Source organism: Chroococcidiopsis thermalis PCC 7203, from assembly GCF_000317125.1.
GTDB lineage: Bacteria > Cyanobacteriota > Cyanobacteriia > Cyanobacteriales > Chroococcidiopsidaceae > Chroococcidiopsis > Chroococcidiopsis thermalis.
In genome coordinates this window covers 5,898,775-5,911,445 of the sequence record NC_019695.1, presented here as the reverse complement: position 1 = coordinate 5,911,445, position 12,671 = coordinate 5,898,775, and the positions used below count along the sequence as shown (strand labels likewise).

Sequence of the window (12,671 nt, the reverse complement as noted above, 5' to 3'; positions counted from 1 at the left end):
AACAAACCTCAACTAACAATTACCGATTATCAACTACTACAAATGACAAATGACAAATTACTGGCTATTTCAAGGTAACCCTAAATATTACCGAATTTTAGATGCGATTCGGGATTTAGATACAATTCCGTGGCGGGTAACTCGCTATAGCAAAGATATTGCTGTTGGTGATGGAGTATTAGTGTGGATGGCAGGAGAAAAAGCAGGAATATATGCGATCGCGGAAGTTGCCGAGCCCGTACAAGCTTTGACAGAATTAGCTGATAAAGACTATTGGCTCGATCCGAGCAAAGCTGGTAGTAAACTCCACGTTAAAATCCGTTGTCTTCGCAGACTGCTGGGACAACCATTGAGGCGATCGGAACTGCTTTACGATCGCGTTTTAAGCAATTTACCTGTAATTCGCGCTCCTGGTATTAACTATAAAATCACGCTGGAAGAATGGCAGCGAGTCCATCAATTAAAAGGATAATGATTTTAGTCAAGATTCTACAACAAACTGACTTTGCGATCGCTCGAATGCCCGTATAAGCCCGTTTGTGTAAGGCTTGAGAAATCTCTGCTCGCTCATCCAAGTGCGACTCATTATCTCTGCTACTAATAGAACGTTCCACACAGCGGTCATTTCCCAAGTCGCACCCACCCGTGGCATGACCATCGTACACAAACGCACTAGCTCATCTTCAATGGGAGCCAAGTTACCCTGCAACACGCAAAGCCACAAGTATGCTTGAAACATATCTAAGTCTCGGAGGCACGAATGCTTCACGCTAGGATGATCTAATCTTCCCCTCCGTGTAGTGGTTTTAGGAAACTGTCGCAAGAGATTCATATAAACCCGATGAGAAATCGCCTCGACTTCTGGTAGCATGTGTTGAACTATTTGAAACGCAGGCGAACTCAGCTCGTGCATACTTGCTGCCTCGCAAACGCGCAGCCACGGCAACGCTACCTGCTCTTCTAGAAACTTGAAATAAGGTCTGACAAAAATTTGCTCGGCAGCATTCAAATTTTCCAGTAGTGCCACATTGCTAAAGTTGAAGTGAGTCGTGAGAAACCCTAGCTTCGCCCAATCATCAGAAATTTGGTGACGCTCTTGATACTCTAATAGCAGTGGTTCTATAAAGCTAGCTAGCTTTATGAGATCTGTATTACTCAAGCCAACCAATCGCAGATCGCGATCGCCCTTGCTGTTCTGCAATGTGTCAGTGAGAAGGTATGATGGCTGCTTGTAAAACTCCAGTAAATTTAAGTAGATTTCAACCGTACACTGCACAATGCTGGTAATTTCACTCGGACTTGTAGCCGATGGAATGCATTCATACAGTTCGCTCGCTTTACTAGCAGCATACTCGCAGTTCAGCTCGATCAGCGATCGATGCAACTTCGCAACAGTTTCACGTCTGCCCTCCGGCGAAATCAGGTGAAGCAGAGCATCAGAGGCAAAATGATGTTGCGCGGAGAAGGAGATTTGAGGCTTATATCGCTCTGCCCAAATTTTGACAAGCTGTTGAGTGGTTAGGTTTTGTGAAATATCTGAGCTGATGAGCATATGAAGGCACCCCATTTCATCAGTAAAGTTAGGAATTCGTAAACAAATAACACACCCGCTAGCCCTCAACCGCGATCGATCCCGTTCGCCGAGCGAGATCGATCGCGGGACAAGAACTTCATCATTAATCGGTGAATATTGCTGCTATTGTTTCAATATCTTTACTTTAACATCACGCAGCGATCGTTAAGCTACACGTTTACTAGTACTGTTGTTGGTAATTGGTAATTGGTAGTTGGTAGTTGGTAGTTGCGTGGTGCGTGGTGCGTGGTGCGTGATGCGTAGTGTTTTTTCCCCCTCAGTTCCCGAGAGCCTCCTCAACTCCCTCAGCTCTCTTCTCTCCCTTCGCCCCCTAATCCCCACTCCCTTCGGTCGTGGGGAAGAGCGAGTTCCCCCTTGTCTCCCTTGTCTCCCTTGTCCTTCCCCCCGACTCCCGACTCCCTATTCCTCCGTAGCAAACCAAGCCCGCAAAACTTCTGCAACAGTCCAAGCTTGGGCAATGCAACCGCGTGGAGTCATGGGCGCATCGCCGTCAAAAATTTCGCTTAAACTACCAATACCGCGATCGCAAAGGTGATTTGCCATCGGTTCGAGAAATTGACGCGCCTGCACGGGATTTTTATAAACGCGCAAATGCGCACAGACAAATGCACCAATTAACCATCCCCAGGTTGTCCCCTGATGATACGCGCTATCTCGTTGCAGTGGATCGCCACCATACCGTCCTCGATATTGCGGATGTTCGGGGGAAAGCGATCGCAAGCCGAAAGAAGTCAATAATGTCTGTCCGCAAGCATCGACAACACCTTTTTGCTGCATTGGGTTGAGTAGAGGTGCAATGCCTTGCGCCCCCACCAAGGGTAAGGAGACGGCAAAAATTTGGTTAGGACGTAGGGATAGATCGTCTCCATCAGGACCATCTAGTACGTCGTAGCAGTAGCCTAAATCTTGATTCCAGAAACGAGAAAACCTCGCTAGCGTGCGGTTGGCGATCGCCTCGTACTCTTGATGGGGCTTACCTAGCCGCCGGGCAAAATTTGCCATACTCCGCACAGCATTGTACCAAAGTGCGTTGATCTCAATCGGTTTACCAATTCGAGGTGTGACGACCCAATCGCCAACTTTGGCATCCATCCAGGTTAACTGCCATCCCTCTTCCCCAGCATAAAGCAGTCCGTCAGCGGCATCGAGATGGATGTTGTAGCGCGTACCGCGACAGTGCCAATCGATAATATCTGCTAGGACTGGAAATAGTTCTTGGATGAGGGCATCATCTTCTGTAGCACTGTGGTAGGCACGAATTGCTTCAAAGTACCACAAAGTCGCATCAACAGTATTGTAATCCGGTGCTTCCCCCACATCTGGAAAACGGTTGGGAATCGTGCCGCGATCGACATATTTAGCAAAGGTACGGAGAATATAACGGGCAATTTCCGATCGCCCCGTGCAAAGAGTCAAACCTGGTAAGGCGATCGCCGTGTCGCGTCCCCAGTCGCTAAACCAAGGATAACCAGCAATAATCGTTTTGCCCTGCGGTTCGTCGGCAAGGGGGCGATCGACGATAAACTGGTCGGCAGCTAGAACTAGTTGATGTATCCATTGCGGCGGTTCTTTCGCTTTAATCGAACGACTGGCTTTCCACTGTCCGAGTAGCTTTTGTTCTTGGGTGTGACGCAGTTTCAAGGCTGCTGCGCCATCTAAATTTGGTTGGCTTTCCGTACTCGCCACAAAAGTAAAAGATTCCCCAGGGTTGAGCGTCACCTGAAAAGTTGCTGCGTGCAAGTGGTCTTCGCGATCGCTCAGTCCTCGGTAGCGTTCTACTGCTAAGTCAAAGCCATAGTACCAGTTGTGAACGATTGTTGCCGTTGCACCATCACCTAGCAAGTAAAGGGGTGTAGCACCAGGGTAGGGGGTAACGCAAATTCCCAGATCGACTGGATCTAATACCATCTGCCAGCTGTTACCTTGAGTAATGCCGTGATAGTCGCGATAATTAACCATCGCTTTCAGTCCCAACTGTAGCGGTGCAGTGGCGCGAACTGAGGCATACTGAATGTAAGTCGTATTGGCTCCCTGCTGCATCCATACCCGCTTTTCCAACAGGGCATCAGCATAGGCAAATCGCCAAACGGGGACTGTCCCTTCTAGAGAAAATTGCTCGACACACAAATAACCTTCAGGGCTGACAATTCCATCCCCCCAGCGATTCGTATTTAAAGGATAGAAGCGATCGCCATATAAAATCGTTTCATCCAACTTTGCTAACATTAACGTGCGACCCAAAGGCGGTTTGAGGGCTGCGACTAATAACCCGTGGTAGCGTCGAGTCAGCAATCCCGCTACCGTACCAGAGGCATAACCGCCAATCCCGTTTGTCACCAGCCACTCTCGCGTTTCCGCGATATCGAGGTTGCCGCAGATTTCCCGCCCAAATTGAATCCCCATATCAACCTACTGCTTGCTACTGAAGCGCGATCGCTACTATGTTTGAGTATGCACCGCAACCATAATATATCGTCGATGGGGATTAGAAGTTAGGGGTGAAGGGTGATAAATTGTTGAGAAATTGCTGAGACAAGAACACAGGAGTGTTAGAGAGCAGACGTTGTAGGGGCGGGTTCACCAACTAACTTTGACTCAAACAGAATTTTCCCGTAAACCCGCCCTGCCCCCTACAAATATCATCATGTTTTTTTCCGCTGACAATACATCACCAACAACGCAAACAAACCAATTCCAGCCAGATATTTCAAAGGTGAGGGAACAATTGGACTGGGAGAGAAAAACCCTTCAATGATTCCGGCAATGACTAACATCGGGACGATTCCCAGTACTAACTGGGCGGCTTGAGTGCCATAAAATTTTATGGCATCTCCCCGTTTGTATTTACCAGGAAATACAATTGCTCTAGCAATTAAAAACCCTGCCCCACCAGCAAAAAAGATTGCAGGTAACTCTAAAGCGCCGTGAGGAAATACAAATGCCCAAAAGGGATAAGCTAAATTATTTTGTCCGACTAAAGTTGCAACTGCTCCTATACTTAGACCGTTATAAACTAGTAGAAATGTTGTATATAATCCTGCGGTAATTCCCCCAGAGACAGCAGCGAAAGAAACAGATATATTATTCGTCATAATGTTTGTAGATGCTAGTGGCTCGACACCAACAATCGAACCCATCCACAATTGACGATCTTCTTGTACTTTTTTAATTAAATAATCGGGTACAACTAATGATAGAAATGTCGGGTCTTGCCACGCATACCACCACGCTACAATTCCACCAAATAAAAAGAGTACTGTAGCTAAGGCAATACAACCAAAATTCCGCTGAATTGCGGTAGGAAAACCCCAGCGATAAAAGTCTAGTACTGCTTGCCATTCTTGTCGCCGCGAACCTTGATAGATTTGGTTATAGCTACGAGTTGTTAAAGATTGTAAATTTTGAATAATCATATGACTAGCTTGTTGAGTCCGGGCGCGGGCTAAATCTGCGGCTACGGAACGATACAAACTGGCTAATTCTTTAATTTCACCAGAGCGAAGTGCCTTTATCCCCTTTTTTTCAACCTGTCTTAATAAATCGTCTAAACGCTTCCAGTTTGGTTCTCGGCGAGCAATCCATCGTTGAACATTCATAAATTTTAAACTAGGTCGATCTTGGCTACTTTAAGATAACTGCAATAATTTGGGCAGACTATAGATAGTAATTCTGTTTGAGTCATGAAATACTCGTGAAAATTGTCATTTGTCATTGGTCATTTGTCATTGGGATGTAGATGCGATCGATGGATATTGGTAAATGATAACCAACTAGAAAAAATTCATGACAGCACAAATTGCTATAGATCTCACTTTTAAATCGGAGAAAATGCCATCATGTCTCAATTTAGTTCTTCTAGTTCGATGCAACCGTTGAATGTCGGCAATGTCGTTACAGCAGGAATTAGAATTTATCGTTCTCACCTGAAAGACTATTTTCTCTTAGCATTAAAAGCATATGTATGGTTGCTAGTTCCAGTATACGGTTGGGCAAAATTTGCCGCTCTTTCTGCACTACTAGCACGTCTAGCTTTTGGGGAATTAGTTAATCAACCAGAAAGTATTGATTCTGGTACTCGTCATGTTAACTCTAAAATGTGGCAATTTTTACTAGCTGGTTTGTTATTATTTTTAATTAGTTTTGGAATTATTATCGGTTTTCTGATTGTAGCCAGCATTTTTGGTGGAATTATTACTGCCATAGTAACTAAATTAGGAAATACAAATACTGTTGGGATAACAGTTTTGGCATTTATGATAGCGTTTATTCCTGCTTTATTAGGTATGATGTGGTTGTTTACTAGATTTTATATTTTTGATGTTCCGATAGCTGTAGAAGATAATGTTGGTGCAACTTCGACAATTAAACGTAGCTGGACGTTAACCAAAGGATATGTTTGGCGAATTTTAGGTATTTCTTTTGTTGCGTGGCTGATTACTTTGCCATTTTCAATTGCAGTACAAATTGTTAGTAGTATTATTCAAGTTATTTACGGTTTATTATTAAGAGATAACTCACCAATATTTGCTGTACTTTATTCTATCGTAATTATAGCTTTATCTTTTGCAAGCGGAGCGGCTATACTTCCATTCTGGCAAGCAGTTAAAGCTGTTGTGTACTATGACTTACGGACACGACGAGAAGGACTAGGATTGAAATTACGCGATCGCGATGTCTAAATTTCAGTGATGGGTAATAGCAACCACCAACTACCAACTACCAAATATGCATTTTTTCAACCGCATTACCCACCAAACCCCCGAAAGTGTCGAACTAGAATTCACGTTAGCAGGAATTGGTAGCCGTGCCTGGGCATTGCTGATCGACTACCACATCCTCACCTTTCTCATAGTTGGATTTCTATTTATTTGGAGCTTTATTGCTTACCAAGTTGTAGAAGCCTGGAATCAAATATTTCGGAATACAGATGTTGGCTTATGGATGCTAGCGATCGCCTTTTTAGTAACATTCTTTTTATATAGCGAGTCTAAACAAGTTATGAACAAAATTGGAGATAAGTAGGTAGAATGAAGCTCTAGATGTCAGAGGCTGATGAAAACTAGCGTGAATCCGACTTCTCTAACCAAAACACAACAAATTCAACTCTTAAAAGATTTCATTCAAAGTCACCCAAATGAAAAAGAGATGAGAAGAGCTTTAGCTGTGAAGCTAGCTATGGAAGGTTATGTATATCGACAAATTAGCCAAATCTTAGAAGTTTCTGTAGGATTTATTAGCAAATGGAAACAAGCTTTCGAGTCTGGTGGATTAGCTGCGTTAAGGTCTTCGTATCAAGGAGGAAAAGGTTACTTAACTCAAATTGAAAGGCAAGCGGTAATTCAGTGGCTGGTCGAACAAAAAACTTGGGATATTTCAGACTTAGAGGTGTATCTAATCGAGCAGTACGATATAGTTTTTCAATCGCGACAAAGTTATTATCAACTGTTGAAAGAAGCGCGAATTACGTGGCAAAAAGGAGAACAAACCAGTCCACGTCAAGACCCAGAAGCGATCTCAAAAAAAACCGAGAAATTGCCGAGTTACTAGAGAAGTATCGACCCCAGATTGAAGCTGAAGAGCTAGTTGTGTATATCATAGATGAATGTCATCTTCTCTGGAACGATCTGGTTGGCTATCTTTGGAACTTCGTAAAAAATCCTTTAAAAATCCCAATCCTCAATCCCAAGGAACGGCAAACTTATTATGGTGCGCTAGAGCTATTTACTCAAGAGTTTACTTTGGTTCCTGAGCCAACAGCAAATGGAGAACTAACAGTAGAATTCGTCAAAAAATTACTAGGTAAACATCCACAAGCCAGAATTTTATTAATTTGGGATGGAGCCTCTTATCATCGAGGGCAAGTAATGAGGGATTTTCTCACCGAACAAAATGAAGGGCTTCTTCCTGAAAATTGGCAAATTACTTGTGTCCGATTTGCCCCTTATGCCCCTCAAGAGAATCCGGTCGAAGCTATTTGGTTACAACTGAAAACTCTCCTGAGAAGATTTTATCGTTTTGGAAAAAGTTTTAAGAGCGTCAAACGTTTATTTCAGCTTTTTGTTGACTTAAAACTCTTTAATCTTCCAAATTTTAGCAACTACGATGCTTTTTCACGATTCGCTTAGACTCGCTATATACGGGTTACTTTGTCCTATTTGAAACTCTATGGCAAGGACAAACGCCAGGCAAACGCTTTGCTAAAATTCGCGTCGTCAGAGATGATGGTAGACTTGTCAGCATTCAACAAGCAATATTGCGATCGCTCCTGCGACCTTTTGACGATATCTTATTTCTCGGTGCATTTTTAATTATGTTTGGTCAGCGCGAGAAACGCTTAGGCGATTTAGTTGCAGGTACAATTGTAATTCAAACTGAAACTTCCCATACATCTGCAAGCTTTCCCATTTCAGATGCAGCCCACGATCTGATGTCGCAATTATTGCAATCTGAAGCCGATTTTTCGCAACTTTTACCCGATGATTTTGCGGTGATTCGCGAATATTTGCAACGACGCAAGGTAATGTCCAAACAGGCTAAAGAGCAACTGAGTTTAGAACTCGCCAAACAAACCAAAAAAATTATCGCCCTGGAAAAATTATCTCAAGCCGTCAAGCCTGATACATTTTTAGAAGCAGTGTATCTAGCATACCAGCAGGATCGTCAATAGGGGCGCATAGCTGTGCGCCCCTACTCGTAAATCACATCAAAATATTAACCACCCATACCAGGGATCAGACTACCACTGAGACGCTTTAAGGCACGATTTGCTACATCGCCATAACTTAACTCGCCACACAAAATTTGTCCCATGCGCTGAGTCGCAGAGGGGCGCTTGACACCAACTTTATAGCCAATACCAGGAATGCGGTAGAATACACCTGCTAGTTTTTGCGCCCAAGCCATATCGCTACCCCATTCTTCGTTGATGGTGTCGGTATATTGTTCTAAGGCGTTGATATCGCCTGCAAGCGCGCGATCGATCGCGGCTGCGGCTTTCACTCCGGTAAAGATTGAGGGACGAATACCCTCAGCAGTGAATGGATCGACGACACAAGCCGCTTCCCCAGCGAGAATGGCATTTTGAGTATGTAGCTTTTGCGTTCCATCCCACAAACAGAGAGGATGACCGTATTGTCTGCAAGTCTTGACATCAATGCCAAATAAAGTGGCATATTCGCTCAAAATTTGCTTGAAGTCCTGTCCTTCTCCGCCTCGAAACGTGCCGATACCAATAGAATAGCCGTCAGCTTTGGGGAAATTCCAGATATAGCCGTTTTTCACCATCCCAAATTCAAAGTGGGCAATGTTACTATCATCCACCTTGGCGGGGGCTTCTGCTTCTAAAGCACCACCCAAGCGGCGCTTGCGTTCTTTGAAGCCCAACCACTTCGCCATTGGTCCTTTTGCGCCGTCAGCTGCAATTAGATAACGTCCTTCAAACACTTGGTTTGCAGTTTTGACGTACCAGCGATCGCCTTTAAATTCGATCCCGTTCACTTCCGTACTATCCCGCAGTTCTGCCCCTTGTTTTTGTGCCTGCTGAATCAAGAAGTGGTCGAATACGTCCCGTCGCACCATCCACATCGGTTCTGGCGTGCGTAACTCAGCCTGTACGGGGTCGTCCATTTTCCAGGTGTAGCGAATGGTATTAACTTTTACCGAAATCGCTGGAGAAAAATCAAAATCAAACCATTTGGCAACTTCAGGCGATACGCCTCCCCCACAAGGTTTATAGCGTGGGAGCGATTCCTTTTCTACAACTAAGACCGAACGCCCCTGTTTCGCTAGATGATAGGCTGCCGATCCTCCACCCGGACCAGCACCAACGATGATGCAATCATACATAAGACTACAATTTAACTCCTATGGGTTTTCTCTACATCAAGGCGGATAGCCTTACAAAACTTTACCTAATTTTGCCCGCTTCCCATACAAAAACTCACATAAAAATCAAAATAAGCAGCCAGACCAGGCTGTACCTGGTCTGTTCGAGGGAGGCTACACGGTCGAAATCTCTTTGTCCTTCTCTGCTAGCAATTCATCAATGCGCTCGATATACTTATTGGTCAACTTTTGCAATCGATCTTGTAGATCTCGCGCTTCGTCCTCAGTCACTTCGCTACTTTTCTCTTGCTTGCGAATTGTCTCCAGCGCATCGCGGCGAATATTACGAATGGCAACCTTACCCTCTTCAGCGTACTTTGCCGCTAGTTTGATAAATTCTTTGCGGCGTTCGCTAGTCAACGGAGGAATATTTAATCGAATTGTAGAACCGTCATTATTAGGAGTTAACCCCACATCTGACATGGAAATAGCTTTTTCAATCGAATTAAGGGTACTGCGATCGAAAGGTTGAATTGTAATCGTAGTTGCATCAGGGGTACTGATGCTAGCTAGCGATTTTAAAGATGTCGGGGAACCATAGTATTCCACCATCACGCGGTCGAGCAGGCTGGCATTAGCACGACCAGTACGAATAGTATTAAAAGAGCGTTGAGTTGCCTCAACAGTTTTTTGCATTGTACTTTCAGCTTCAGCTAACTTCACAAAAACCTCCCACAAGCGTCCCTATAGATTCTCCTATCACAGCGCGGCGAATATTACCTCTCACCGTGAGGTCAAATACCAGAATAGGGATGTTGTTCTCCTTGCACAAGGCGATCGCGGTACTATCCATTACCCGTAAGTCTTGAGCCAAGACATGACCGTATGTCAAGCTTTGATAGCGTTTGGCGTTTGGATTGAGCTGCGGATCGGCATCGTAAACCCCGTCTACCTTCGTTGCTTTAAAAATTACCTCAGCATCTATCTCTGCTGCTCTCAAAGCAGCAGTCGTATCGGTAGTAAAGAAAGGATTACCCGAACCCGCACCAAAAATCACCACCCTGCCTTTTTCTAAATGGCGGATGGCGCGACGGCGAATATATGGTTCTGCAACTTCTTGCATGGCGATCGCAGTTTGTACCCGCGTCTGTACCCCGTTACGTTCTAACGAATCTTGCAACGTGAGGGAATTCATCACGGTAGCAATCATCCCGATATAGTCAGCGGTAGCTCGATCCATACCAGATGCCGATGCTTTGACACCGCGAAAAATGTTGCCACCACCTACGACAACAGCGACTTGCACGCCAAGGGCAACAACTTCTGCGATTTCACCTGCGATTCCTTCGACTACACCTGGGTCAATCCCATAACCCAAGTTACCCATCAGAGCTTCGCCACTGAGCTTGAGCAAAACTCGTTTGTAAGGTTTCAACATACAACTGAAATTTAATTCATATTCGCCTCCCATTAAAGATAGCAGTAGAGGGCAACTCTGTCTCTAGTTTCCCCATTGCAGAGTACAGCCAATGGTTTCTGTAGTAGCAATTGAAATGGGTTGTCCTTGTAGCAATTCCAAAATAGCTTTGCGTAAATAAGGCTGTTTTACTGCTGCTGGTTCTGCGGGGCGATCGTCGATCGCTCCTTGGTAGCGAATGCAGCCTTCGGTATCGATCAAAAAAGACATTGGTGTAGTTTTTGCCCCGAAACTTTCCGTTACGTCTCTGGTAGAGTCCCAGAGATAGGGAAAATTCAGTTGATAGTAGTTGGCAAAGTTTTTCATCTGCTCGAAACGATCTTCGAGATTCTGATTGGCATTAATCCCAATTAAAGTAAAACCTTGGTCTTGCAATTCTATTTGGATTATTTTTAATCTTTCAATATATGACTGCACGTAATCACAACTATGACTCATAAATACAACACCCACAGCTTGAAATTTCTCTAAATAGCGAGCTAGGTGGTGGACTTGAGTATCTATACCACGTAATTCAAAATCGGGTGCATAGCGCACTTTAGGAGGTTGAATGTTAGTTTGAATAGTCATTGTTTTTGAAATAAAAATATTTCTATAACCGATTTAGATGTTCATTAATAGTTAATGGTTAATAAATCTAGCAATCCTATTTGATTCATGAACGGCTTCTAGCCTGCCGCAGGCTAGAAGCCTGCTTTACAGATCGTTTAGAACTGCTATAGAAATCATTAACTATTAAACATAGCGATCCAAATTGATTTGTAAACCTTTCCCGTGTAGAGACGTTACATGTAACGTCTCTACACGGACAATCGATTTCACGATTCATCTAGAATTGCTGTAGTTACTTTTCCAGTCCTGAACTAATGCTTGATAACCGATTAGTTTATACGCTAATTTCGCTGCCGTGAACTGTGAAACTACTGAATCGGCAACTGGTGCTAATTCCATAATATCCAAGCCAAGGACTTGATGTTTTTCAATGACTTTTCTCAAGAAGGAAAGCAGAGCATACCAGTTCAATCCGCCTGGTTCGGGAGTCCCAACCCCTGGAATCAAAGTTGGATCGATACCGTCTAGATCGATGGTAAGAAAGACTTTTTGAGTTGGAATAGCGGCGATCGCTTTTTCAATCCAATCGGGTTGATTAGCAATTTCTCTGGCGCGAAATACAGTCAGATTTTTCGCTTTAATCAGTTCGGCTTCTTCTTTGCAAATTGCTCGAATCCCAATTTGGACGGTTGGTAAACCCATATCAACCACTCGCCGCATAATACAAGCATGATTGTGGATCGAGCCTTCATATTCATGGCGCAGATCGCCGTGAGCGTCAATTTGCACTACGGTGAAAGGTTCGTCTGGATACGCTTGGCGATATGCTTCGACAACACCTGTTGTAATGCTATGTTCGCCACCTAAAGCAATGACAAATTTTTTGTCTTGAATTAGCTGGTAAACTGTTTCTTGAGTGGATTTCAGCATCTCTTCTGCTGAAACTTGGCGATCGCGAGTATCGGCAATTGAAGGGTACGTATAAATACCGACATCGCAACCGATCTCCCAGTCAAGTTCTTCATCATAGTATTCCACTTGCTGTGAAGCTTCTAGAATTGCATCGGGACCATTTTCGCAACCACGGCGATAGGTTGTTGTTGCTTCGTAGGGAATCGGTAGGATAACGACTTTAGCAGCATCATAACTTGCTGTAACATCAGCACCGAGAAAGGGAATGACAGAAGTATCTGTTTGAGTTAGCATAAACGGCGATCGAGGAAT

General features: G+C 44.2%; 15 protein-coding genes. 5 read left to right on the top strand and 10 right to left on the bottom strand.

What is annotated here, in order from left to right; all coding sequences use genetic code 11:
• Positions 1–49: 49 nt before the first annotated feature.
• A complete protein-coding gene (locus CHRO_RS25795) occupies positions 50–472 on the top strand; it encodes an EVE domain-containing protein (RefSeq protein WP_015157172.1) in 423 nt (140 codons plus the stop codon).
• Positions 473–481: 9 nt separating this feature from the next.
• On the opposite strand, the gene CHRO_RS25790 is transcribed toward CHRO_RS25795, so the two are convergent.
• The 5 genes from CHRO_RS25790 to CHRO_RS25780 all read right to left on the bottom strand — a co-directional run bounded on the left by CHRO_RS25790 (position 482) and on the right by CHRO_RS25780 (position 5,190).
• A complete protein-coding gene (locus CHRO_RS25790; RefSeq protein ID WP_015157171.1) occupies positions 482–1,552 on the bottom strand; it encodes a hypothetical protein in 1,071 nt (356 codons plus the stop codon).
• Positions 1,553–1,738: 186 nt separating this feature from the next.
• The gene (locus tag CHRO_RS32910; RefSeq protein ID WP_181824237.1) at positions 1,739–1,915 is read right to left on the bottom strand and encodes a hypothetical protein; all 177 of its coding nucleotides are present in this window, start codon (positions 1,913–1,915) and stop codon (positions 1,739–1,741) included.
• Complete coding sequence (locus tag CHRO_RS34610; protein ID WP_281168609.1) at positions 1,879–2,010, bottom strand: hypothetical protein; 132 nt, start codon at positions 2,008–2,010, stop codon at positions 1,879–1,881. The genes CHRO_RS32910 and CHRO_RS34610 overlap by 37 nt, the downstream gene beginning before the upstream one ends.
• On the bottom strand, positions 1,994–3,997 hold the full coding sequence (locus CHRO_RS25785) for an amylo-alpha-1,6-glucosidase (RefSeq protein WP_015157170.1): 2,004 nt from the start codon (positions 3,995–3,997) through the stop codon (positions 1,994–1,996). Before CHRO_RS25785 ends, CHRO_RS34610 begins: the two co-directional genes overlap by 17 nt.
• Positions 3,998–4,236: 239 nt before the next feature.
• The gene (locus tag CHRO_RS25780; RefSeq protein WP_015157169.1) at positions 4,237–5,190 is read right to left on the bottom strand and encodes a stage II sporulation protein M; all 954 of its coding nucleotides are present in this window, start codon (positions 5,188–5,190) and stop codon (positions 4,237–4,239) included.
• A 240-nt stretch (positions 5,191–5,430) separates the two neighbouring features.
• On the opposite strand from CHRO_RS25780, the gene CHRO_RS25775 reads away from it, so the two are divergent.
• From CHRO_RS25775 to CHRO_RS25755, 4 genes are all read left to right on the top strand, one after another.
• On the top strand, positions 5,431–6,273 hold the full coding sequence (locus CHRO_RS25775; protein WP_015157168.1) for a DUF7847 domain-containing protein: 843 nt from the start codon (positions 5,431–5,433) through the stop codon (positions 6,271–6,273).
• 46 nt (positions 6,274–6,319) lie between these two features.
• A complete protein-coding gene (locus CHRO_RS25770; protein WP_041462641.1) occupies positions 6,320–6,616 on the top strand; it encodes an RDD family protein in 297 nt (98 codons plus the stop codon).
• Positions 6,617–6,646: 30 nt separating this feature from the next.
• Positions 6,647–7,719, top strand: a protein-coding gene (locus CHRO_RS32905) for an IS630 family transposase (RefSeq protein WP_181824236.1) whose coding sequence is annotated in 2 segments (ribosomal slippage) — positions 6,647–7,109 and positions 7,109–7,719 — 1,074 coding nt in all. Because the reading frame shifts where the segments join, the coding sequence is not laid out codon by codon here.
• Positions 7,710–8,261 (top strand): RDD family protein, encoded by a 552-nt coding sequence (locus CHRO_RS25755; protein WP_084739189.1) that lies wholly within the window; start codon positions 7,710–7,712, stop codon positions 8,259–8,261. Before CHRO_RS32905 ends, CHRO_RS25755 begins: the two co-directional genes overlap by 10 nt.
• Positions 8,262–8,305: 44 nt before the next feature.
• Here CHRO_RS25755 and CHRO_RS25750 read toward each other — a convergent pair whose 3' ends face one another.
• The 5 genes from CHRO_RS25750 to speB all read right to left on the bottom strand — a co-directional run bounded on the left by CHRO_RS25750 (position 8,306) and on the right by speB (position 12,653).
• A complete protein-coding gene (locus tag CHRO_RS25750) occupies positions 8,306–9,439 on the bottom strand; it encodes a geranylgeranyl reductase family protein (RefSeq protein ID WP_015157165.1) in 1,134 nt (377 codons plus the stop codon).
• A 153-nt stretch (positions 9,440–9,592) separates the two neighbouring features.
• Complete coding sequence (gene frr, locus CHRO_RS25745) at positions 9,593–10,141, bottom strand: ribosome recycling factor (RefSeq protein ID WP_015157164.1); 549 nt, start codon at positions 10,139–10,141, stop codon at positions 9,593–9,595.
• On the bottom strand, positions 10,128–10,856 hold the full coding sequence (gene pyrH / locus CHRO_RS25740; protein WP_041463533.1) for a UMP kinase: 729 nt from the start codon (positions 10,854–10,856) through the stop codon (positions 10,128–10,130). The genes frr and pyrH overlap by 14 nt, the downstream gene beginning before the upstream one ends.
• A 63-nt stretch (positions 10,857–10,919) precedes the next feature.
• Entirely contained in the window at positions 10,920–11,465 is a 546-nt protein-coding gene (locus tag CHRO_RS25735; RefSeq protein WP_015157162.1) for a thioredoxin family protein, read from the bottom strand.
• 255 nt (positions 11,466–11,720) lie between these two features.
• Positions 11,721–12,653, bottom strand: a complete 933-nt coding sequence (gene speB, locus CHRO_RS25730) for an agmatinase (RefSeq protein ID WP_015157161.1) — start codon at positions 12,651–12,653, stop codon at positions 11,721–11,723.
• Between the last annotated feature and the right edge of the window lie 18 nt (positions 12,654–12,671).